20 protein-coding genes, 2 pseudogenes and 1 riboswitch are annotated in these 24,680 nt (G+C 37.6%); of the genes and pseudogenes, 13 read left to right on the plus strand and 9 right to left on the minus strand.

The genetic code is table 11. The annotated features are described in order from the left end of the window. Window positions 1–249 (plus strand): annotated as a pseudogene (locus tag H592_RS0109925) (IS1595 family transposase); the annotation flags it as partial. A 44-nt stretch (window positions 250–293) separates the two neighbouring features. On the opposite strand, the pseudogene cydB reads toward H592_RS0109925, so the two are convergent. The 3 genes and pseudogenes from cydB to H592_RS0109940 all read right to left on the minus strand — a co-directional run bounded on the left by cydB (window position 294) and on the right by H592_RS0109940 (window position 4,864). After that, window positions 294–1,291, minus strand: a pseudogene (gene cydB, locus H592_RS24825) (cytochrome d ubiquinol oxidase subunit II). A 9-nt stretch (window positions 1,292–1,300) separates the two neighbouring features. Further along, window positions 1,301–2,692 carry a cytochrome ubiquinol oxidase subunit I gene (locus H592_RS0109935; RefSeq protein ID WP_425414384.1) on the minus strand — a complete coding sequence of 464 codons (1,392 nt, stop codon included), beginning with the start codon at window positions 2,690–2,692 and terminating at the stop codon, window positions 1,301–1,303. A 522-nt stretch (window positions 2,693–3,214) separates the two neighbouring features. Further along, window positions 3,215–4,864, minus strand: a complete 1,650-nt coding sequence (locus H592_RS0109940) for a sensor domain-containing diguanylate cyclase (RefSeq protein WP_028868644.1) — start codon at window positions 4,862–4,864, stop codon at window positions 3,215–3,217. Window positions 4,865–5,281: 417 nt separating this feature from the next. Further along, window positions 5,282–5,403: riboswitch (TPP riboswitch) on the plus strand. Window positions 5,404–5,469: 66 nt separating this feature from the next. Between H592_RS0109940 and thiD the strand changes: the two genes are divergently transcribed. From thiD to H592_RS0109985, 9 genes are all read left to right on the plus strand, one after another. Then, window positions 5,470–6,312 carry a bifunctional hydroxymethylpyrimidine kinase/phosphomethylpyrimidine kinase gene (gene thiD / locus H592_RS0109945; protein WP_037071524.1) on the plus strand — a complete coding sequence of 281 codons (843 nt, stop codon included), beginning with the start codon at window positions 5,470–5,472 and terminating at the stop codon, window positions 6,310–6,312. A 9-nt stretch (window positions 6,313–6,321) separates the two neighbouring features. Next, window positions 6,322–7,110 carry an ABC transporter ATP-binding protein gene (locus H592_RS0109950; protein ID WP_028868646.1) on the plus strand — a complete coding sequence of 263 codons (789 nt, stop codon included), beginning with the start codon at window positions 6,322–6,324 and terminating at the stop codon, window positions 7,108–7,110. Beyond that, on the plus strand, window positions 7,103–7,912 hold the full coding sequence (locus tag H592_RS0109955; RefSeq protein WP_028868647.1) for an ABC transporter permease: 810 nt from the start codon (window positions 7,103–7,105) through the stop codon (window positions 7,910–7,912). Before H592_RS0109950 ends, H592_RS0109955 begins: the two co-directional genes overlap by 8 nt. Before the next feature lie 89 nt (window positions 7,913–8,001). Beyond that, window positions 8,002–8,952 (plus strand): ABC transporter substrate-binding protein, encoded by a 951-nt coding sequence (locus tag H592_RS0109960; RefSeq protein ID WP_028868648.1) that lies wholly within the window; start codon window positions 8,002–8,004, stop codon window positions 8,950–8,952. A 53-nt stretch (window positions 8,953–9,005) separates the two neighbouring features. After that, window positions 9,006–9,671, plus strand: coding sequence for a thiaminase II (gene tenA, locus H592_RS0109965; RefSeq protein ID WP_028868649.1), 666 nt, complete (start codon window positions 9,006–9,008; stop codon window positions 9,669–9,671). Window positions 9,672–9,713: 42 nt separating this feature from the next. Continuing rightward, complete coding sequence (gene thiM / locus H592_RS0109970; protein ID WP_051369123.1) at window positions 9,714–10,526, plus strand: hydroxyethylthiazole kinase; 813 nt, start codon at window positions 9,714–9,716, stop codon at window positions 10,524–10,526. A gap of 201 nt (window positions 10,527–10,727) precedes the next feature. After that, on the plus strand, window positions 10,728–11,354 hold the full coding sequence (thiE, locus tag H592_RS0109975; protein ID WP_028868651.1) for a thiamine phosphate synthase: 627 nt from the start codon (window positions 10,728–10,730) through the stop codon (window positions 11,352–11,354). Window positions 11,355–11,947: 593 nt separating this feature from the next. Next, window positions 11,948–12,835, plus strand: a complete 888-nt coding sequence (locus H592_RS0109980; RefSeq protein ID WP_028868652.1) for a LysR family transcriptional regulator — start codon at window positions 11,948–11,950, stop codon at window positions 12,833–12,835. A gap of 235 nt (window positions 12,836–13,070) precedes the next feature. Beyond that, window positions 13,071–13,751 carry a DUF3334 family protein gene (locus H592_RS0109985; protein WP_028868653.1) on the plus strand — a complete coding sequence of 227 codons (681 nt, stop codon included), beginning with the start codon at window positions 13,071–13,073 and terminating at the stop codon, window positions 13,749–13,751. Window positions 13,752–13,882: 131 nt separating this feature from the next. Here H592_RS0109985 and H592_RS21995 read toward each other — a convergent pair whose 3' ends face one another. The 4 genes from H592_RS21995 to H592_RS0110005 form a co-directional block, all read right to left on the minus strand. Next, entirely contained in the window at window positions 13,883–14,854 is a 972-nt protein-coding gene (locus H592_RS21995; RefSeq protein ID WP_037071514.1) for an EF-hand domain-containing protein, read from the minus strand. Window positions 14,855–15,181: 327 nt separating this feature from the next. Then, window positions 15,182–15,850, minus strand: coding sequence for a response regulator (locus tag H592_RS0109995; protein WP_028868654.1), 669 nt, complete (start codon window positions 15,848–15,850; stop codon window positions 15,182–15,184). A gap of 3 nt (window positions 15,851–15,853) precedes the next feature. Beyond that, the gene (locus H592_RS0110000; protein ID WP_037071516.1) at window positions 15,854–17,248 is read right to left on the minus strand and encodes an ATP-binding protein; all 1,395 of its coding nucleotides are present in this window, start codon (window positions 17,246–17,248) and stop codon (window positions 15,854–15,856) included. Between the two features lie 246 nt (window positions 17,249–17,494). Next, complete coding sequence (locus H592_RS0110005) at window positions 17,495–19,723, minus strand: NADP-dependent isocitrate dehydrogenase (RefSeq protein ID WP_028868656.1); 2,229 nt, start codon at window positions 19,721–19,723, stop codon at window positions 17,495–17,497. 308 nt (window positions 19,724–20,031) lie between these two features. Between H592_RS0110005 and H592_RS0110010 the strand changes: the two genes are divergently transcribed. After that, window positions 20,032–20,724 (plus strand): pseudouridine synthase, encoded by a 693-nt coding sequence (locus tag H592_RS0110010; RefSeq protein WP_028868657.1) that lies wholly within the window; start codon window positions 20,032–20,034, stop codon window positions 20,722–20,724. A gap of 298 nt (window positions 20,725–21,022) precedes the next feature. Here the strand turns inward: H592_RS0110010 and murI are convergent, their stop codons facing one another. Further along, window positions 21,023–21,889, minus strand: a complete 867-nt coding sequence (gene murI / locus H592_RS0110015) for a glutamate racemase (protein WP_028868658.1) — start codon at window positions 21,887–21,889, stop codon at window positions 21,023–21,025. A gap of 190 nt (window positions 21,890–22,079) precedes the next feature. Between murI and trmA the strand changes: the two genes are divergently transcribed. Continuing rightward, window positions 22,080–23,186, plus strand: a complete 1,107-nt coding sequence (gene trmA, locus H592_RS0110020) for a tRNA (uridine(54)-C5)-methyltransferase TrmA (protein ID WP_028868659.1) — start codon at window positions 22,080–22,082, stop codon at window positions 23,184–23,186. A gap of 146 nt (window positions 23,187–23,332) precedes the next feature. Here the strand turns inward: trmA and H592_RS0110025 are convergent, their stop codons facing one another. Then, window positions 23,333–24,238, minus strand: coding sequence for a dienelactone hydrolase family protein (locus H592_RS0110025; RefSeq protein ID WP_051369124.1), 906 nt, complete (start codon window positions 24,236–24,238; stop codon window positions 23,333–23,335). A 151-nt stretch (window positions 24,239–24,389) separates the two neighbouring features. Between H592_RS0110025 and H592_RS0110030 the strand changes: the two genes are divergently transcribed. Next, window positions 24,390–24,680 (plus strand): DUF6444 domain-containing protein (locus H592_RS0110030; protein WP_028868661.1); only part of this gene is annotated, 291 nt, incomplete at its 3' end.

Here is a 24,680-nt window from a genome sequence, read left to right on the forward strand (position 1 = left end):
TGGCCTTATGTGAATATTGCAGAGCACAAGAATTGTGATCATAAACGATTAATCAATGGAAAAAATAGAGTAATAGACAACATTTACCACATCCAAACCGTTAATGGTGCAATCACTCACTTTAAGAGTTGGGTGGTAGGCAAAATGAAAGGGGTAGCGACTAAGTATTTACCGCATTATCTAACTTGGTTTAGAGAAAGTAGCGCCAAGTATGGTTTTCAACAAATTTTACTCGCCGCTTATAGGTGACAACAGTGTAATGGAACAGAGCCACTGTTTTAGTGATTGTTTCATTAATGGTACCCCTCGTCGTGTTTTAATTTACCTCTGAATACCCAATAAGCATAACCGCTGTACGCAATCACCATGGGTAATAAAAATACCGTACCGGCCAGCAAAAACTTTAAGCTACTGTCTGGCGCTGCAGCATCAGCATAAGTAACAGCGAAAGGGACGATATATGGGAAGGTACTAACAGAAAACCCCAATGCTGAGACAATAAATAAGCCAATGCCAAACAAGTATGCCCGTACTGCTTGATGATTGTTTAAGGATTTAAATAATTGCCAAATACATATAACAGCCAATGCCGGTACCATAAAATAAAGCATCGAATTAGGTAAGTTAAACCATCGCAGAGCAACAATTTCATGAGTTAATGGCAACCAAGCACTTACCACAACAATACAAAGTACTAAAGCGCCCCCCAATGTTTAGCCACATCATAATATCTATCAGCTAACTCCTGAGGTAACTTGAGCACTAACCAACACGCACCTAATAACGCAAAGGCACAAATAGTTGCAAAACCACAGAATAGGGTAAACGGTGTAAACCAATCAAACCATCCTCCCGCATAACTTCTGGCATCGACTTCGATACCTTGTAACATCGCACCTAGCATGATCCCTTGAGTTGCAGCAGCTGCAATAGAGCCAGCAAAGAATGCGATAGACCAAACAAACTTTCCTCGTTTAGTTCTAAATCGATACTCAAATGAAACACCACGTAATACTAACCCCAGTAGCATAATAATTAACGGTGCATAAAGCGCAGGCATCACAATCGAATAAGCGAGTGGAAATACAGCAAATAACCCACCGCCACCAAGCACCAACCAGGTTTCATTACCACCCCAAACAGGTGCAATGCTATTCATCATTAAATCTCGTTCTGCTTCATTAGTTGCTTTGGGAAAAAGAATGCCTATTCCCAAATCAAATCCATCTAGCACAACATATATTAATACGGCAAAACCAATCAACCCGTACCAAATTAAAGCGTAATCCATATGTTTCTCCTAAGGTAATCTGTTCGGATGTGAAGCAGGCGGCACTTCAGCACCATCAGGAAGCCGAGCCTCTAACGCTTGTTCATAGCGTGTAGGCGATTTTTGCATTAAGCGAATGATATAAAAGAATCCAGCCCCAAAAACACACAGATAAACAATAACAAATGCGGTTAAAGACCAAGTTATTGCAACTGCGTCTATTGGTGACGCAGAGTCAGCAGTTCTTAATAATCCATACACAGTAAATGGTTGCCTACCCACTTCAGTGGTTATCCAACCAGAGATTAAAGCGACAAAACCAGCAGGACCGAATAAAACACAGGCTTTGTGAAATAATGGTGTTTGATAAAGCTTACCTTTTTTACGAAGCCATAAACTGACAAGACCAATCATCAACATACCAAAACCAATACCCACCATTACCCTGAAACTCCAAAAAACAATCGAAACGGGTGGATGATCAGCTTCAGGAAAAGCATCAAGGCCTTGTACTCTGCCGTTAAGTTCATGGGTTAAAATAAGACTACCTAACTTAGGAACAGCTACCTGATATTTCATCTTTTTAGCTTGATCATCAGGTATGCCAAAAAGGATCAGGGGAGCACCGTCATGAGAGTCATAATGCCCTTCCATCGCAGCTATTTTTGCGGGTTGATGCTGCATCGTATTTAAACCATGAAAATCACCAACAATAATTTGCAGTGGCGCAACAATAACAATCATCCACAACGCCATTGAAAACATAGTTTTGGCTAGCGGATTATGATTTGCTTTAATTAGGTGGTACCCCGCTACCGCAGCCACCACAAAGGCAGTCGTCAGATAAGAGGCTAACAACATATGCACTAAACGGTATGGAAATGAAGGATTAAAAATAATCGCTAGCCAATCTTCTGGAATAAATTGTCCAGCTTCATTTATCGAATACCCAGCAGGTGTTTGCATCCAACTGTTAACTGACAAGATCCAAAAGGCCGAGAGAAAAGTACCAAAAGCAACAACACAGGTAGCAGAGAAATGTAGTTTTCTGCCCACTTTTTTCATACCAAACAGCATCACCCCAAGAAATCCAGCCTCTAGGAAAAATGCAGTTAAAATTTCATAGCCCATTAATGGCCCAAGGATAGGACCCGTTTTATCTGAAAATACACTCCAATTAGTACCAAATTGATAACTGAGTACAATCCCACTAACCACGCCCATGCCAAAAGTAACAGAGAATATTTTCAACCAATATTTATAGATTTGAATATATTTGTCATCGTTGGTTTTCAGCCATAAGCCTTCTAATACAGCTAAGTAAGAGGCAAGCCCGATAGTAAATGATGGGAATATAATGTGGAAAGACACAGTAAATGCAAATTGAAACCGTGCCAGATCTAATGCCAAAGTGTCCATAATCACTCCTAATTTGTATAGGACCATGTACGCTTCTTGAAGCAATAAAGATCAAGTTTTCTCTAATGTTTTTTATCAGCTCACTCTCTTTCAGGGTAGGTTTTTATATAAAAAAACAAACAATATATACTCAGGTCAATGCCATCGATAACACCATTTTATTCACTCTCTAAAGTCAAATTTAGTTATTAATATTAGAGGGATATAATATGTTTACGACCTATTTAACCAGTCATTAAGACTGTGTAAAGCCTTCTTAACTAACTTAAATTACGATTAATGAAAGTGCAATAGAAAGTGCAATTACATTTAATTATAAGAGATAGTTTGGATTGCTTAATTGAAGACGTGTGATTAAATCGATAATAGATTATTGCGAAGTAATTTAATGTAGAAATTAGTGACGATAGCAGTGTTGTATCACTTTGCTTGAGCCAATAAATAAGATCCTGTAAATAATGATGTCTAAAGATGGCCAAATAAAATTCTCTTTTTAAACACTCCTTTTGAACATCACTGCTTCATTTATGACCTGCTTTTATAACGCTCGCAGCGATTCCTCCCCTTTTCCTTGCTTTGGTATAAGGCAAGATCTGCTTGTTTAATTAACTCAACAGATTTAATGTTTAATTGAGGGATCATTGATGCGATACCTAAACTAATTGTGACATGCTTGTATGATGACTCACTATGGGAAATGTTTAAATTACTCACTGCAAGCCTTACCTTTTCTGCTACTAAAGCACCTTCTTTAATATCACTTTCTAGTAGTATAACAAACTCCTCACCACCATAACGAGCCAAAAAATCAGTAGGTCTATAAATAGTCTCTTGGATAGTTTGAGCTACTTTTTTTAAACAATCATCACCCGCTATATGTCCATAAGTATCATTAAATTTTTTGAACTCATCTATATCAATGAGTAATAAAGTTAACGGTTGTTGGCTACGCGTTTTCACCAACCATAAATGATTAAGCGTTTTATCTAACCACCTCCTATTAAATACGTCAGTTAGCCCATCTACTTGTGACAATGACTCTAATACCGCGTTCGATTTTTCAAGTTTATCATTTCTCTCATTAACCATATCAATAGCTGCATTAAAACCAATAATCAAATCACCTATTTCATCTTTTTTATAACCTTTAATATGTGTCAGTGATTTTTTTTGCGATACCATTTCCCTAACAGATTCAGCAGCCTTTTTTAATGGATTAAAAAAGAAGAATAAAAAAAACATAATCGCCAAAAAAACAGAAACACTAACAATGATCCCATTAATAATCGCAGCCCGTAAGCTTTCATTTATTATCTGATAAACCTTGGCCACAGGAGTTCTTATCATAACAAACCAATCCGGAGAGTTAATATCAGCAGTGGCGACTAACATTTCATCTCCAACTGAAGTAACAGTATGACCATATCCAACAAAGCCCCCCATTGCCTTGTCGAGGAATGTATCCATGCCTTTCATTGGGGTTGCTTTTAACACTAGGTTTGGATCGCTCGAAGCTAAAATCATTTTATTTGCTCTTGAAATGACTAATATCTCACTTTGTTCACTAAAGTTTTTATCAAAGATATACTCCATAAATCCATATCGATTCAAGAAGATTGGCGATTCTAATATGCCTAATACCTTCCCATTGTCATCTCTTAACGCTTTTGCGACCACAACCAATACTTCATCGATAACTTCAGAATGAAAAGGTGAACTAACAATAATGCCTTGGCTATTATTAGCATTTATAAACCATTCGTAATTAGTTACTACTAAACTTTTTCTACCTGGAATAACCGGATATTCAATTATAGCGCCCTGTCCATTTGGTCTCATAACTGCGAAGCCCTGCGGAAAGAAATCAGTAAAAACAATATTATTTTTAAATATTTCCGTTATAACGACTTCTGATTGTATTTTTTGAGGAGGAATTTTATCAGCTAAAGCAACCAAAAACTTCGTACGCATTGCTATTTTTTTTTGAATGTCTTTTGCGATATATTTAGCTTGTGTATATTGCTCTTTATTAATTTGTATTTTTATTTCAGATTTAAGTATTAAAAAATTATAAATTTGAAGCAGCGTAAAAGCGACGATGGTAAACACCGAAACATAGAAAGATAATTTAGTGGAAATACGTGATGGCCTCACTTTATCTAAAATAGTTATCATCTACTCATAATTTATTAGTTAATATTTAAAGGCAAACATACCTCTTTTGTTATATAAAAGTTAGTTGTTTTTTTGATAAAATTGCAGTTCATCAATAAATTGTTTTTAAAAAATTTAGTTTGGAACAGCTATTAATTTTAACAATGCAATATTTACAGTGGCAGTAAGGCGTATCAACAAGTAACACTTGGAGGCTGCCAAGATTGCGTCATAACAAATCACCTCCGTGCATCTAAAACCACATCACTAAAGCCAGGTTGATTATGAATTTCAATCAAAATTGATAGGTCCTAAACTACGGGAAACAAGCCCTCCTTGTTATGCGCTCCGTAGGCGATTAATCACGATTAACTTAACAAGCTCTCCTTTACCAATATGTTTGATTGCGCTTTTAACAGAACTTGTTATTATTTGCGGTGATTATAGTCGGGGGGCCATTGGCTGAGAGCGATGTGATATCAAGATTAATTGATAAAACGTCGATACCCGTTGAACCTGATACAGTTAACACTGACGCAGGGAACTATGTAGAAACCATTCCTGTGGCATTCCTTTGCTTTGTATTGGTTGATATCAGTTCCGATCGCGTTGTGAACGGAGCCATTATGTCTGACCTTACGCCTAACACTATTTGTAACCCTATTCGCACACCGATTGTATTGACTATTGCAGGCTCTGACAGCAGTGGCGGCGCAGGCATTCAAGCTGATATTAAAGCAATTTCAGCAACCGGTAGCTATGCTTGTTCTGCGATTACCGCCATTACTGCGCAAAATACACAGGGTGTGTCAGCGATCTTCCCAATCCCCCTCGAATATGTTGAAAAGCAATTAGATGCCGTGTTTAGTGATCTCAATATTATCGCGGTTAAAGTAGGTATGTTAGCAGACAGTGAAATCATCAAAGTAGTGGCTAAAAAACTAAAGCAATACAATCCACCTTTTTTAGTAATTGACCCTGTGATGGTGACCACCAACGGTGATTTATTATTAGAAAACGCTGCGATTCAAACCCTAAAAACTGAATTACTACCAATGGCTGATTTAATTACCCCTAATCTGCCTGAAGGTGCTGCATTGATTGACAGTCACATTCCCACCAGCGAACAACAGATGCAGGCAATGATTGATGCTTTACGTCAGTTAGGTGCTAAAGCCGTGTTATTAAAAGGTGGGCATTTAGAACAAGATGAAAACAGTAATGATTTATTAATTTTGACGAACTCAGTACAGCAACTCACAGCAAAACGTATTAATACTAACAACAACCATGGAACAGGCTGCACCTTATCTTCAGCGATAGCTTCATATTTAGCTCAAGGCCATGAATTATCAAAAGCAGTACAGCTTGGTAAAGATTATATTACCCAAGCATTACAACATGCTGACCAACTTAACATTGGTCAAGGCCGCGGCCCTGTAGATCATTTTTATGTATTGAATCAATAAGTGCTTACCATGACAAACAACCTATCGTCACAACCATCAAGTTCAGTAGTTCAAAGCGCGCCCAGCATTGGTATTCATAATGCCAGTTTACGCTATCACAATAGTGAACAGCATGTATTGTCGTCATTGACTATGCATATTCCAGCGGCGCAATGGACTTGTATTCTGGGGCGTAGTGGCTGCGGTAAAAGCTCTTTGTTACGTTATTTGGCGAACTTATTAAGTGATAAAGTACAATGGTCTGGGCAACTATCCACCAGCACTAATGTTGCACTGCAAGGTCAAATTGCCTATATGGCACAACAAGATTTATTAATGCCCTGGTTATCAGTATTAGATAACGTACTGCTCAGTGAGAAATTCACACCTAACCCAAAACCGTCGCAGCGTGATAATGCACAACAACTGTTACAGCAGGTTGGTCTTGAACAGCAAGCCCATTATTTACCACAGCAATTATCTGGTGGAATGCGGCAACGTGTTGCATTAGCTAGAACCTTAATGCAAAACAAGCCGGTGGTATTAATGGATGAGCCTTTCTCTGCATTAGATGCAGTAACACGCTACCGCTTGCAAAACTTAGCACATGAATTATTAAAAGATAAAACCGTAGTCTTAATTACGCATGATCCACAAGAGGCAATCCGTTTAGCAAACCAGCTTTATATTATGCAAGGCCAACCCGCATCTGCAGAATCATTAGATGTACCTAGCACTCTAGCACCAAGACAATTTGATGCACAATGCGCAGCTCTTCAGCAGACTATTCTTGACCGTTTGGAGCAAGATTATGCGTAATTTTCTTGCCATATCAGGTTTAACTAAATCGCTTGAAAATAAAAAGAGAGATAGCAATAAAACACTACCACCAGTGTTACGTACTCTGCTCACTTTTATGATTATAATTGCGATTTGGCAAACGATTGTAGTGCTCTTTGAACTACCCTCTTTTATTTTACCTGAGCCGTTAGCAGTATTTGAACGCCTATTTACACGTTATGAAGTGTTATTAAAACATAGTTGGGTGACCACACTAGAGATACTTTTAGGATTATTACTAGGTCTTTCCATGGGTCTATGTTTTGCGCTACAAATGCTGCTGTTTAAACCCATTAAACGATGGTTATTACCGATCCTGATCACCAGCCAAGCGATTCCTGTTTTTGCGATTGCGCCTATTTTAATGATCTGGCTAGGATACGGTATTTCCTCAAAAATAGTGATGGCGGCCATGATCATCTTTTTTCCTGTAACCACCTGCTGCTACGACGGGTTAAAGAATACTCCTTCTGGTTATCTTGATTTAGCTAAAACCATGGGCGCGACTAAATGGAAAATGTTACGTCATATTCAACTGCCTGCTGCTTTACCTACTTTAGCATCTGGTATTCGTGTTGCGGTGGTTATTGCGCCGATTGGTGCGGTTGCCGGTGAATGGGTAGGTTCAAGCGAAGGTTTGGGTTATTTGATGCTACAAGCTAACGCGCGCATGTTAATTGATGAAATGTTTGCGGCCTTATTTATTCTATCTGCGCTCTCTGTGAGTTTATATTTCATTACTGATAAGTTACTAAAAAAGCTAATCCCCTGGGAGATCTAAATGCGCCGTTTTTAATGGCGCCAAACTAACCCTAAAACTAAAACAACTAATACAACTAATACAACTAATACTATAAGGAAATACAACACATGAAAAAGAGTTTCATTTTAACTGCATTGTCTCTAACGGCGGCATTATTTTCATTCTCCGCCCAAGCGGAAGATAAAAAAGTCACGCTGATGTTAGATTGGTTTGTTAACCCTAACCACGGCCCAATTGTTATTGCTCAACAGCTTGGTTATTTTAAACAGCAAGGTCTGTCTATCGATATCCAAGAACCTGCAGACCCAAGTATGCCACCAAAATTAGTTGCGGCTGGTAATATTGACTTGGCAATTACTTATCAGCCAAACCTGATCATTGATGTATCAGAGGGGTTACCACTAGTGCGCTCAGCCACTTTAATTGCAACACCGCTAAATACATTAATGGTATTAGACAACGGTAAAATTGATTCACTCAGCGACCTTAAAGGTAAAAAAGTCGGTGTGGCTATCTCAGGTAGTGAAGAAGCAACAATCGGAAAAATGCTAGAAACAGTACAACTCGATTATAAAGATGTAAAAATCATTAACGTAGGTTGGGCGTTATCGGCTTCATTAGCATCGGGCAAAGTCGATGCTATCTGGGGAGGATTACGTAACTTTGAAACTAACCAGTTAGAACTGGAAGGATTTAAAGCTAAAGCTTATTTCCCCGAAGAGCATGGTGTTCCTGTCTACGATGAATTGGTATTTGTTGCAAACGCAAATAAGTATGATACCAAAATGATTAAAGCCTTTAACAAGGCCATAGAGCAAGCCACTATTTATATAGTTAACCACCCGCAGCAAGCATGGAATAAATTTGTTAGTTACGCACCTGATACGTTAAATAATGAGTTAAATAAACGAGCATGGCGCGATACATTAACTCGTTTTTCATTACGCCCTGCTGCTATTGATTTAAAACGTTACGATGATTATGCGCGATTTATGTTTGATAACAAACTGATTAAAAGTCTGCCAAAAGCAAAAGATTACATGCCAATATTCGAATAGTTAGCGCACTCGTATCAGGCTTAAATAGATAACTAAAAAACAGCGAGAGAATAATGAACCATCAAGATTTAATTAGTGCTTGCCAGTCTGACTGGGATGCCTACACAAAACACCCATTTGTGATGCAATTAGGTAACGGCAGCTTAGCGCAACCATGCTTTTTGCATTACCTAAAACAAGATTTTTTGTTCTTAAAGCAATATGCGCGAGCTTATGCATTGGCCATTTATAAAGCCAATACGCTAGCAGACATGCGTAAGGCATTACCTAGTGTACATGCTTTACTAGATTCCGAGATTAGTCACCATGTAACTTACTGCGCAAATTGGGGCTTAACAGAAGCAGACTTAGAAGCAGAGGATGAAGACTTTGGTACTGTCGCTTACACTCGTTACGTGTTAGATGCAGGCATGACCGGTGACCTCGTTGATTTATATGCAGCGTTAGCACCCTGTTCTATTGGTTATGCAGTGATTGGACGTTTATTAGCAAATGACAAAAACACTATAATAGATGGCAATGAATTTGCTAGCTGGATTGATTTATACAGCGGTGAAGAGTTCCAACAAAGTGTTGCTGATGGCGCGCAACATTTTGACCAGTTGTTGGCTGAAATAGACATTAACACCCAACGTGGTCAACACTTGGTGAAAGTATTTAAAACAGCAACCAGAATGGAAGTTGCCTTCTGGCAACAAGGTTTAAACGCCGCTATTTAAATAGACGTAGTGCTAAATAAAAACAGAAATAGAGGGGCAAATATGTCACTAATAGCAACAGAAAAGCGACAAGTTATCAGCAGTGCATTGAATGCATTACGTGCGCAAAAGCCACTCGTCCTGAACATTACCAATTATGTGGTGATGAACAATACTGCCAATGCATTATTAGCCATTGGCGCTTCACCTATCATGGCACATTCACGTCAAGAGATGGCAGAAATGATGTCATTTAGTGGCGCATTGGTGATAAATATTGGCACCTTAGATAGCCAATGGATACCACGTATGATCTACGCGGTTGAACAAGCGAACCTCAACAATAAAGCCGTGGTATTAGACCCTGTGGGTTGTGGTGCAAGTACTTTACGAACTGAAACATCACGCCAAATTGCAGCACTTGCAAAGCAGTTAATTATTAGAGCTAATGCATCTGAGATCATTGCTCTAGCAGGAGAAAAAGCACAAAGCAAAGGTGTAGATTCACTTGATAGCAGTGAAGCGGCAGTTGGCGCAGCGCGTTACTTAGTTGAAACTTACCAATGTAATGTCGTTATTTCTGGCGAAGTTGATTACATAATCAGTGCTGAGAGTGAAATATCATTACATAATGGCGATGCAATAATGCCTAACATTACAGGAATGGGTTGCAGTTTAAGCGCATTAACGGGGGCTTTTGCTGCTATCGGTGAAAACACTGGTTTAGCGGCTGCAGCCATATTTGGCATCGCAGGGGAAATCGCTGCTAAGCAATCTGCAGGCCCAGGAAGTTTGCAAATGAACTTGTTAGACGTGTTATATCAATTAGATGATATAGCGATTGCCGAACACTTAAAAATAACTATTAATAAATAATACAGTCGTTGCTGGATCAGTAAGTGAAAGTGACCTTATTACTTTCACTCTACTCAGTTATATTCTTTGCTATTGCTGTTTAGTACTATTGATTAGCATTGCTGTTTAGCATTTCAACTTAACATTGATATGTAGCAACGATATTTAGCCATGCTATTTACGTAATCCATTTTTTTATTGTATCCGCCACAGGAAAGCAACATGAACCCATACCGTTTATATTTAGTCACCGATGATCAACAAGATCTTTATACCTTAATTAATGTAGTTAAGGAGGCGGTAGCTGGAGGTGTCACCATGGTACAAGTGCGCGAAAAAAGTAACGATATACAGTCTTTTATTACGCGCGCTAAAATGGTTAAAACTATACTTCAAGGTACTGGTGTTCCGTTAATTATTAATGATCGAGTTGATGTCGCTTTAGCGGTAGATGCCGATGGTGTGCATTTAGGTCAATCGGATATGCCAGCACAAATGGCCAGAACATTAATGGGTCCAAAAAAGTTGTTAGGTTTATCGATAGAGAATGAACAACAATTAATAGAAGCCAATACACTACCACTGGATTACATTGGTTTAAGTGCCATATTTGCTACACCAACAAAAACCGATACGCTTAAACAATGGGGTATCGGCGGTTTGCAAAAAGCGATTAATGTTTCTCAATTTCCCATTGTGGCTATTGGTGGTATTAATCACAGTAACCTTGATCAAATCATTAACACGGGTGTTGATGGTGTAGCGTTAGTCTCTGCTATTTGCCACGCTGATGATCCTAAATCTGCTGCAGCAGCGCTGTTAAAACAGATACAAACTGCGACACCATAAGCCTGTTGAAATAAAAGCGGTTAACCACAAAGCTAAAAAAGATAAGATCAAAAGCGGTTAACCACGAAATTAAAAGAAGGTTAAATCAAAACCCTTATGCCTAACAACTAAGTTTAATGCACCGAGTTCTAAATATTTTCATTTTCACCCATTCTTTTTTGCACTTCTTCATGCCCTTGGTGTAGCGCAGCGCTTCGTGGTAAATCTGTTTTTTTAAATCAAAACCCTTATGGCTAACAATTAATTTTAATGCAGTGAATTCTAAATATTTTAATTTTTACCCATTCTTTTTGCACTTCTTCGTGCCCTTCGTGTAGCGCAGCGCTTCGTGGTAAATACGTTTTATAAATCAAAAGCAATTAACCACGAAGGCACGAAGGATAAAGAAGGTTAGGTCAAAATATAAACAGGTATGAGAGTTTTAAGTTTTTAATTATTTCCTTCGCTCCCTTCCTGTAGCACAGCGCTTCGTTGTTAATATCTTTATTTTTATCTTTTATTTTGCCACGAATGACTTCTCACCACAGCATTTCGATTAAGAATAACTTACAATATTATTCAACTTGTTAATTAAATCAAAACACTGGCTGACGATGAATATTACGCTCAAACAATTGCATGTATTTGTAACTATTACTCAAGAAAAGACCTTAACCACTGCAGCTGAGAAATTATTTCTGAGTAAACCGGCAGTAAGCATGGCCTTAGCTGAACTTGAAAAACAGCTAGGGCATAAACTCTTTGAGCGCACTAATAACCGATTATTAATCAATGAAATGGGCAAAGCTTTACTACCATTAGCCGATGAACAAATAGAACGCAGTAAAGCCATTACTAGTTTATTTGATAAAAATAATTTCCAAGGAAAACTAAGAATTGGCTCAAGTAATACCGTCGGAAACCATTTATTGCCTAATTTATTAGCAGAATTTAGGGATATTAAGCATCATCAAGCTCAATCCATATACGTTGATAACAGCACTTGTATCGGCAAAAAACTTAAAGAATATGAGCTAGATATTGCCTTAGTTGAAGCTTTAGTGATTGATAAACAATTGCATATTGAGCGATGGATCAAAGATGAGATGGTGATAGTCGCTAGCCCGGCTCACCCTCTAATGAACCAAGAACAAGTCTCTATAGAAGACTTAAACCACCAGCATTGGATTTTACGAGAGCAAGGTTCGGGTACAAGGGAATTTTTTATTACACACATTGGTCAGCATTTAACAGATCTTGATATCACCTTTGAATTACGCTCTACAGAGGCAATCATTAACTGTTGCGCTGTAGGATTAGGATTATCTTGCATGTCCGCGACTGCTGCTCGACATGCCCTACAAGATAAACGTTTAGCAACTTTGCCCATTAATATCGATATGTCACGAGACTTATATATGGTATGGCACAAAGAAAAATACCAGAGCCCAATATTGAAAGAATTTATTGGTTTTTGCCAACAATGGACCTTAAAAGCTTGATTGGAAACATGGCCATTTTACTTCCTTAGTTAGCCTATTTAAATACTACGCTTCAGTCATATACTTAAATAGGCTCGACATTTGAAAATAAAATCAAATAAGCAATGGAATAAATAGAAAAAACAGCGACTTGCTATCATTTTTATTAAATAATGCGCCATAAAACTACCCATATTTAAATAATAGCCTATCCTAAACGCTTCATTATGTGTATTTTAAAAGGCGATAAAAGAATATGGCGAGAAGTAAAACCACCTCTACAGACGATGTATTATTAGTATTATGTAATTCGGTAAAGTCTGTTTTAAGTAGCGCAACGGGGCGAACGATTAACTATTCTTCAATGGTTCAAAAAATCAATAAAACCTGCCTTAAACCCGACATTGGCTGTTTTGTATTATTTGACGGTGGTTTTTCTGGATTAGTTATTTTGAATTTTAGTGCCGCTGCCGCAATGGAACTATATACCACGTACATGACCAACATGGGTTTATCCGAAGAAGACCTAGCCACATCGCATACCGCTGATGATGTGAGTGATGTGATGGGTGAATTAATGAATCAAGCCGTTGGTGATTTTACAGGTGTAATAGGCCATGAGTTACATACCTCTATCAATCAAAATCAGCCTAAAATGCTGACGATTAACAAGCAAGTTGTGCTCTCTATTGATACAAATCTAGATCGCCCACAGGCAAGACGAGTGAGTTTTACAACAGCAAAAAATAATATTTTTTATCTTGAACTTGCGATGGACAAAACAGAGTTTATTAAGTTACCTAATTTTGAAGAGCGAGAAGCATTTGATCCCGACTCTCTGATTGAAGAAGAGAACAATAAAACATTGCAGGCAAACACAAGTACACAAAACACATCGGTATCTGAGTCTGATTTATTTGATGAATTAGGCATTTAGCTTTACTGATTAGCTGTAACGAACCAAAATTAATTAGCTATATTCACACATTTGATAGGTACATAAAAAAAGCTTGCTGAGAAAAACTCTGCAAGCTTTGCTTTTATAACATTACATTGATTAAACGATGATTAAGCTTGTTTATTCATTTTTGCATGTTGTTGGTGAAATGCGTCGAACTCAATTTGTGAAATTTTTCCATTCTTATCAGTATCTAATATTTCAAAACTTGGGCGTTTCTGACCTTTTTTAGCTTTAACCATCGCATTAAACTCTTGCTCTGACACCTGACCATTATTATCAGTATCTATTTTGTCAAAGTGCCTAAGTAAACGTCCTTTCGCTTCGTTTTTAGCAATTGAACCATCATTATTGGAATCAACCATTGCAAAAGTTAGTTTTTGATCGCGCTTGCCTTTTCCCATCTTTTTCACTAATTCAAATTCAGCACTTGTGATTGCACCATCTGCATCGGTATCAACTTTATCAAAGCCTTTCAATAAACGACCTTTGGCTTCATCTTTAGTTATTTTACCGTCGTTGTTGGCATCGACTTTAGCAAAGGTAGCTTGTTTATGACCTTTACCTTTTCCTTTGTGCATTACTTTCATGGCATCAAATTCTGCACTAGTGATTGCACCATCTGCATCTGAATCAATCTTATCGAAACCTTTCAATAAACGCCCTTTGGCTTCGTCTTTAGTAATTTTACCATCGTTGTTAGCATCGACTTTAGTAAAGGTAGCTTGTTTATGACCTTTACCTTTTCCTTTGTGCATTGCTTTCATAGCAGCAAATTCTGCTGCTGTAATATCGCCGTCACCATTACTATCAAAATCAGCGAATACAGCTTTTTTACGGCCTTTTCCTTTATGCATTGCTTTCATCGCTTCAAACTCAGCTTTGTTAACACTGCCATCACCATCGCGATCGATACGGTCAAAATGTTTAGCCATTCTTGAACCCGCTTCTGCTAATGTAATTGCACCATCGGCATTCACATCAAAACTTTCAAAATCACGTTTACTTTTACCATCTGCTGCCATTGTTAAAGCGCTAGAAACCATTAATGCAACACCGCTTAATATAAATAATTTTTTCATGTTAACCTCTATTCTAATTTACCAAATAAAGCTCTTTCTGAGCTGATGTAAAGACTATAGGTAAACATTGTGCAGGAAATATGGATAAAAAAAGGAGTTAACGCTTTTAGGCTATTTTTAAGGACAATTATTCATTAGTTGCTGACATTGAATAGAATAAAGAGAAAGGCTTACTATTTAAAAAGTGCTGGATTCAACATTAAAGCACCTTGTGCTTTTTAACAATAAGCAGAAAATAAACAAATCTAATAGGTAACGTTCGCTGTTAAATAGGCCTGACATTTATTAACTTCAACGACTCCTGAAATTCAAAAGTGTAATCAATTATCACAGAGCAAACTTATAGCCCACCCCATATATTGATTGAATACAATCAACCTCAGCATCAACATTTTGAATTTTACGACGTAAATTTTTAATATGGCTATCAATCGTTCTGTCGGTAACAATACGATTGTCAGAATAGATTTGTGACATTAATTGTTCGCGGCTAAACACTTGGTCTTTATGTTGGTGAAAATGAGATAGCAAACGAAACTCCGCACGGGTTAAGCTCACTTCTTTACCTTTAACCAATACTTGCATGGTGCTTTCGTTGATACTCAATACTTTATCTACTGTTTTGATCTCATCGGTAGCGCGACGCAAAATATTTTTCACACGCACCACCACCTCTCTTGGGCTGTAAGGTTTACAAATATAATCATCGGCTCCAAGTTCAAGCCCGACCAAGCGGTCAATTTCATCTACTCTTGCCGTTGCCATCACCACGGGTAGGTCAGTGAAAGTACGTAGCTCTCGATAGATATCTAAGCCATTTTGGCCCGGCAACATTAAATCTAATATGATCAAATCTACAGGGTTTTCTTTTACCCAACTGACAACGGATAACCCATCATTAAGAATGTGTGCAATAAAACCAGATTGACTAAGGTATTCACTAAGTACTTGTGCTAAAGAATGTTCATCTTCCACGATTAAAATGTGCTGTGGCATTATTTATTTCCTATTTATTGGCAAACTAATAGTAATGGCTAATCCGCCTAAAGCAGAATGGCTCGCAACCATACTACCTTGATGTGCTTGTACTATGGTTTCACAAATTGACAACCCTAAACCAGCCCCTCCACTTAACCGACTACGTGATTCATCAACCCGATATAATCGTTCAAATAACTTAGGTAAAGCGGCATCAGGGACACTAGGAGCGCTGTCTTCAATACAAATAGAAAGCTGTTTTTTATTTGCTTTAATATGCACTTGTAATACGCCTGGCGAATCCGTGTAGCGTAAGCTGTTTTCTAATAAGTTAGAAAATAACTGCGTTAATGATTTTTGATCTCCTTTAATATAAACCGGCTTTTTAAGATCAAAATAACTGTGTAACTGTACCTGTTTTTCCTGACACCGAAGCTGATATTGATTGCAGCTAGTGGCCAATAATTGTTGCACATCAACCGAATCCATTAAGCTAAATTGTAATCCTGCATCGGATAATGATAATTGATATAAATCATTCACCAGCTGACTTAAGTTTTGAACTTGATGGTGTAAAGAATCAATATACTTTGGTTCAGGTTGACGAATACCATCCTGTAATGCTTCGATTTCACTTTTTAACACTGAAATAGGCGTGCGTAGTTCATGAGAAATATCTGCTAACCACTGCTCTCTGGTCTTTTTTTGATGCAACAAACTTTGACTTAATTCATTAAACCTCGTTGATAATGCAGCAAGCTCATCTTCACCTTGTACCTCTATTTGCGTTAAATAATCGCCTTGCTGTAAAGAATTAGCCGCGCTTTCAAGGCGTTTTAGTGGCGTTAAAAAATGCCGTACCAATAACCATGATAGTGAAAATGACAATAAGGTTACCCACAACACAATCCACATTAAGTTATGCTGCTGTTGGCGATAAAAACTACTCTCTAATGCACCTGATATAGTGTTACGTTTTTTAGTGATCACCCAACCAACCGTCTTATCTTGATAGATAATGGCCACTTTAATGAGATCTTTTTTACTTTTGGGTTTACGTTGGTTTAATAGAGGTTGATAATCTTTATCTAAAATAACAATACGTTGCATTAGGCGTTCAACATTCTTTACCGATGCTTGTCGAGGTTGATTATTTCCATGACGTGGCCGAGCAAAGACTTGTGCAATAACATCACCTACAACATTTGGAGACAAATCTTGCCAACCATTTAACATTGAATAAAAAGGCGCAATATTCTCAGCAACCAGTTGTAATTTTTCCTTTTCACCGTGATTTAGATAATTCTGCAGTCCGGTTTGAAAGCTAGAATTCATTAACCAGGCCATGCCGATTACCATTAAAGAGCTAATGAATAGCATTGAAATGAGAATTTTCTTGAACAAGGTTAAACGCATCTAGCACCCTTTTATCTAAATTTATTATCGACGCTTAACTGTAACATAAACTGCAATTTATTCTGTAGCGAGAATTAATACTGCAGCCGCTAAATAAATCATTTACCTTAAAATATTTACTCAAAACGATTAGCTTAAAAAAAAGCCACTAAGTGAATCACTTAATGGCTTTTCGATGACATATTATAAAATATGTTGAATATTTATAACTTGAATAACAAGCTCATAAAATACTGTTTAACACGGTTAGATATTTTCAATCGCTGTATTTAATGTTGCACTTGGACGCATTGCTGCAGATACTTTAGCTGGGTCAGTGTGGAAATAACCACCTAAATCAACTGCGACACCTTGTGCATCGTTAAGCTCTTGTACAATTTTAGCTTCATTGCTTAATAACACGTCTGCAAATGGTTTAAATTGTGCTTGTAACTCAGGATCTTTAGTTTGTGTAGCTAACGCTTCTGCCCAGTACATAGCTAAGTAGAAGTGGCTACCACGGTTATCTAATTCTTTTACTTTACGAGAAGGAGATTTATCTTCTTTTAAGAATTTACCGTTAGCAGCGTGTAATGCTTCCGCTAAAATAACTGCTTTTTCATTACCTGTTTTTGCTGCGATATCTTCGATTGAAACAGCCAAGGCTAAAAACTCACCTAACGAATCCCAACGTAAATGGTTTTCTTCAACAAATTGTTGAACGTGCTTAGGTGCAGAACCACCCGCACCTGTTTCAAATAAACCACCACCAGCAAGCAGTGGAACAATTGAAAGCATTTTGGCACTAGTACCCAACTCTAAAATAGGGAATAAATCTGTTAGGTAATCACGTAATACGTTACCCGTTACAGAGATAGTGTTTTTCCCTTCCTTAACACGTTGTAAAGAAAACTTACATGCTTCTACAGGTGTTAATATTTGAATATCTAAGCCTGTTGTATCATGGTCTTTTAAGTATTCATTTACTTTAGCAATCAAGTTTTTATCGTGTGCACGATTTTCGTCTAACCAGAAGATTGCTGGTTGGCCTGTTGCTTGTGCACGACTTACTGCTAAACGAACCCAATCACGGATTGGAATGTCTTTAGCTTGACACATACGCCAGATATCACCGGCTTCAACATCGTGAGACATTAATATGTTGCCCGCAGAATCGATTACGTTAACAGTACCTGCTTCTTTGATTTGGAATGTTTTATCGTGTGAGCCGTATTCTTCAGCTTTTTGAGCCATTAGACCTACATTTGATACGTTACCCATTGTTGCAGGGTCAAATGCGCCATTCTCACGACAGAATTTAATCGTTTCTTCGTAGATACCTGAGTAACAACGATCAGGAATCAATGCTTTAGTATCTTCAAGCTTGCCTTCTGCATTCCACATTTGACCGCTAGAGCGAACCATTGCTGGCATAGAAGCATCAATAATCACATCGCTTGGCACGTGTAAGTTAGTAATTCCTTTATCTGAATCAACCATCGCTAGGCTTGGACGAGTAGCGTATACCGCTGCAATATCAGCTTCAATAGCGGCTTTTTGTTCTGCAGGTAGGTTAGCAATTTTTGCGTAAACATCACCTAGACCATTACGTTCATCAACACCTAACTCTTTAAATAAGTCTGCATGCTTAGCAAATACATCTTTAAAATAAACAGTTACAGCGTGACCAAACATGATTGGGTCAGATACTTTCATCATGGTTGCTTTAAGGTGTAAAGAAAGCATGATGTTGTTTTCTTTTGCTTCCGTCATCTCTTTTTCATAGAAAGCACGTAACGCTTTTGCACTCATACGAGATGCGTCAATTAATTCATCTTTTAATACAGGTGTAGATGCTTTAAGTACCGTTTTTTCACCAGCGGCATTGGTAAACTCTATTTTCACATCATCATCTTGGCCTAAAACAACTGATTGCTCTGAGCTATAGAAATCACCATCATCCATGTCTGCTACATGAGATTTAGAGTCTTTAGACCATTTCCCCATACGATGTGGGTTGTCTTGTGCGTATTGTTTAACCGCATCGGCAACACGACGGTCAGAGTTACCCTCACGTAAAACAGGGTTAACCGCACTGCCTAATACTTTTGCATAACGCGCTTGCGTATCTTTTTCTTCTTCAGTAGTCGCTACTTCAGGGTAATTTGGTAACGCAAAGCCATGTGCTTGTAATTCTTTGATAGCTGCATGCAATTGTGGAATTGATGCACTTACATTGGGTAATTTTATGATATTTGCTTCGGACGTTTTCGCTAAGTCACCTAGTTCGGCTAGGGCGTCGGCTTGCTGTTGTGCAGGAGGTAATTTATCAGAAAAGTTAGCAATAATTCGAGCAGCTAGAGAGATGTCACGCGTTTCTACAACGATGTTTGCAGCTTTAGTAAATGCATTAACGATTGGCAATAGAGAGTGAGTTGCAAGCGCAGGTGCTTCATCTGTTTGTGTATAGATGATCTTTGCTGATTTATCTGTCATTTTATTTCCTTTAACAAAAATTTATGAAGTGAATTGTTAGCGTTAAAAATGTTATCAAATTGTTACGCATAATAATTACGCGCATATCATATCGGAAAAAACAAAATTATCTAGTTTCAGACCCTTATGTCGTCGATTAAAACGAGATCAAGATCATTATTTGTGAACTTGTGCTTGTTAACATCAAGTAATCAAATAATGTCAGACAGCGCTATTTGATACTGATAAACATAACATTTCATAAGCAACTCTGCCTTAATATTTTATTCTGATACAATGTTTTTTTTGACTGCTTTTAAGGGCAACAAATGAACCAACCTCCAATAAAAAAAACCAATAACACATTCAAAGCAGATGCAAAGAGCAGCCCACGAAAAACGAAAAAGCCTTCGCACTTTAATGTAAAAAAAGCAGCGCATAAAACATTTGTACCTAAAAAAGTATTACCTAAAGCAATGCAAAAAATCGTTTTATTTAACAAACCTTTTGATGTACTAAGCCAATTTACCGATGAAGGTAACGCAGACAGTCTTCGCGAAACCTTAAAAGACTACATTACGATCCCTAATATCTATGCGGCGGGTCGTTTAGATAGGGATAGTGAAGGTTTATTGGTACTAACCAATGACGGGCAATTACAAGCGGACATCACTCAGCCAGGCAAAAAGACAGAAAAAACCTATTGGGTCCAAGTTGAAGGCGCCCCCAAGGAAATTGATTTAGACAAATTGCGTCAAGGTGTGAAATTAAAAGATGGTATGACCATGCCTGCAAAAGTAAAAATAATGGACAACCCTGATATTTGGGAGCGATACCCACCGATACGTGAACGTGCAAACATTCCTACTACTTGGTTAAGCATTACTATTTCTGAAGGGCGCAACCGACAAGTACGCCGAATGACGGCTAATATAGGCTTTCCAACATTACGTTTAATTCGTTACTCCATTGGGGAATGGACGATTAAAGGGCTTGATAACGGAACTTTCAAAGTACTTTAAAAAGCAATAAGCTATTTAACAAGTAATAAAAATTTGTAACTACTCAGGCCGTCGCTATTTAAGCCTATTTCTTCGTTGAAAAATGCTCATTTAAACCACTAAACTGCGCTTTTTCGCTTTGAACTAAGCATAAATAGCTTAGCCCTGAGCATTTACGTTTTTATTTTGGTAAAAAGCACTCAGTTTTAATGAGTGCTGAGTAGTTACAAAATTTTAACAATAAAAAGCCCGATGCATAAATGTACTCAGAACCACTCTGAATAAATTCGGGCTTTATCTATTTATTACTACGAGCGACCTACAGTCCACAAAAATTGATTTCTAAAAAACCCCGCTCTTTAAAACTCATTGTTAAGGCTGTTAAATGTGCTTTGTTTTCAAACTGACGAGTATAAAAAGCCTGATGATTTAAGAGATAATTGTTTAATGGTTGAGGGTTTAATGGTTGAGGGTTTAATGGTTGAGGGTTTAATAACGGATCATTAAAATACCGGGAGTTTAATAACTGTTTTACACGCAACGCAATCGCTTGCCCAGAATCAACTAAATGAATCGGCTGAGCGAAACAGGCACTGATTTCTTCTCTGAGTAGCGGAAAATGAGTACATCCCAATACTAATGTATCTGGCATGTTATCTTCATTCTTTAACCAAGGGGCTAATATTACTCTAAAACTATCTGCATCAAGTACTTTCCCTATCAACTTATCTTCAGCTAATTCAACCAATTTCGTCGAGCCAATACGCAATACCGTTTTGTCAGCAGCAAATTCATTAATTAACGTATCGGTATAAGCACGCTCTATGGTACCCGGCGTTGCCAATAATCCAATCACATTATTAGCGGTGATTAAAGTAGCAGGTTTGATGGCAGGGACAACACCAACAATGGGAATAGTAAAGTGCTGGCGTAATGCATCAAGCGCCACAGTGCTCGCGGAGTTACATGCGATAACAATTAAATCAACCGAGTGCAACTGCATAAAATCAGTTAATAATTGTGTTAGTCGATTAATTAATTGTTCTCTTGGCAGTTCACCATAGGGAAAATAAGCATTATCAAACAAATATTGACACTTGATAGTGGGATTATATTTAACTATCTGTTCGTAAACAGATAAACCACCGACTCCAGAATCAAATATAAGTACTCGTTTGGCTGACATTTTCTACTTCCTTGGCAAAAAAAGTATTTTAGCCTGTAATCAAAGCAGAAAGAAATAAAATGATCATTAACCTGATAATAATGATGGTCGGTTTTAGCTAGCCAACAGCTACTCGCTGTTTTAGAATGCCCCTCCATTTAAATGCTATTGAAAAATAGCCAGCGATAGATATAAAAAAACAGAGGTTATTATGAGCTTAGAATTTGTTGATCCGGATAATTATGAATCACAATTAGACGCTAAAAAAGAGCAATTTACAGCTCTCTTTTCAACCTTTGAACTCCCTGAATTAGAATGTTTCGATTCACCAAAAACACATTACCGTATGCGTAGCCAATTTAGAGTTTGGCATGAAGATATGGACCTGTATTTTTACATGACCGACCAAGAAACGCGCCAGCGTATACGTGTCGAACAATTTGCTCCTGCGAGTGAATTAATTAATCGATTAATGCCACGCCTAGTAGAAGAATTAAAAGTATCGCCTATTCTTCGCTATAAATTATTTCAAGCTAATTTTTTATCGAGCATGAGCGGTGAAATTATGGTGAGTTTTCTTTACCATAAAGTGTTAGATGATGAATGGTTAACGGCGATTAAAGCATTAAAAGCCCGCTTATCTAAAGAGTTTAAGATTAACTTTATTGGTCGAGCACGCAAACAAAAACTGATTGTCGACCATGACTATGTAATAGAAAAACTAAATGTAGATGGACAACAATTAATATATCAACAAGTTGAAAATAGCTTTACCCAACCTAATACAGAAGTTTCGATTAAAATGCTTGAGTGGGCTATCGAATGTACACGATATAGTGAAGGTGATTTATTAGAACTGTACTGTGGTAATGGCAATTTCTCTTTAGCATTGGCAAAAAACTTCAACCGAGTCTTAGCGACAGAAGTATCTACGCCATCGGTTAACTCTGCTCAGTATAATATTGCCGCGAATAATATTGATAACGTGAAAATTGTTAGAATGTCTGCTGAAGAATTTACTCAAGCAATTAATGGCGAGCGAGAGTTTAATCGTTTAAAAGAAAAAAATGTCGATTTATCTAGTTATCAATGTAATACCATTTTTGTTGATCCACCACGAGCTGGCCTTGATGATGATACCGTTGAAATGGTGCAAAAATATGACAATATCATGTACATCAGCTGCAATCCTGAAACATTAAAAGCGAATCTTGATGTATTTACTCAGACACATGATATTAAGCGATTCTCTCTATTTGATCAGTTCCCTTATACACACCATACCGAAGCGGGTGTGTTTTTAGTTAAAAAGCAGTAACTGTCCAAAAGCTTGCGTCATCACAACAAGTAAAATAAAGTCTCGATAAATACAAAAAAGCTGCATACCTAAATATGCAGCTTTTTATTTTTACACTTGGATTATTAATTTACTCGCTTATTAACAGACTAAAAATCAAGTCGTGGCTAGATGCTTATTAAAATTCTATCCCAAGCAAGGTCGGCCATGGTTGGAACGTAGCGAGCTGTTGAGTCATTATGAAAGCCATGGTTTGCTTTTTCATACATGTGCATTTCATAATCCACATTATATTTTTTTAAGTCCGCTTCATATTCTGGCCAATACGCATTCACCCTTTTATCAAGTTCAGCTAATTGAATTAATAAAGGTGCTTTAATATTTTTTCTTAATTCTGCTTTAGCAGGAGTCCCGTAGAACGGCACACCTGCATCGAGTGTTTCAGGGATCGTAGCTGCAAGCATATTGACAATATAACCACCAAAACAAAAACCTACTGCACCTAGTTTTCCAGTACTCTGTGGATGTGTTTTTAAATAGTTAGCAGCTGCAATAAAGTCTTCTTCGATTTTATTTTTATCAAGCGAACTTTGCATCTTTTTACCCTGGTCATCATTACCAGGGTAGCCACCAAGTGAATGCAATACATCAGGTGCAAAAGCAATAAAACCTGCTTTTGCCAAACGACGAGCAACATCTTTTATGTAAGGATTTAAGCCTCGATTTTCATGAATAACTAGTACTACAGGTAATTTACTATCTACAACTTTTGGTGTAACAAAATAGCCTCTGCCTTCACCATGCCCTTTCGGTGATGGGAATGTTTGGTAAGTTGCTGTGATATCGTCATCATTAAATGAAATTTGTTCTGCGAGTGCATAATTAGGCGTTAATGCCGTTGAAAGTGTTGCTAAGGTAATACCGGCTCCTGCAATACCAGCTAGTCGTCTTAAAAATGTACGTCTATCTATATCCCCATGTGCATATTCATCATACCAATCAAAGGCTTCTTGAGGTATCTGCATGCTAGGTTGTTTTTCTGGAGCTTTAGTTATATTAGCTTTATTAGTCATATTCACACTCTCATTATTAATAAATTATGTAACTACTCAGCACCTAATTCACATTTTTAATAGTTTATAGAAGATCAAAAAGGATCAACTTGATTGATCCTTTTTAATCGTTACTCTAACTACTTTCTTCCTATTCCTATGATGAGGCAAAATGAAAGTAAGTGGTCTCGATATTGAGAGTAATGTCGAAAAGATAAAACAACAGATAGAAGCCGATAAAACATTATCGCCTTCTATGCGCACAACGTTAGATTTATTACTGCTTATCGTTAATTTGCTTTGTCAGCGTCTCGGGCTCAACAGTCGTAATAGTAGTAAGCCGCCATCAAGTGACCCTAATAGAGAAAAGTCCCCAAAAAATAATAGTTCAAATACAACTGGTGGGCAAAAAGGCCATAAAGGGTCAACGCTACCACTTGATACTAATCCAGATATCGTCCAT

Origin of the sequence: Psychromonas arctica DSM 14288 (assembly GCF_000482725.1) — a bacterium.
Classification (GTDB): Bacteria; Pseudomonadota; Gammaproteobacteria; order Enterobacterales; family Psychromonadaceae; genus Psychromonas; species Psychromonas arctica.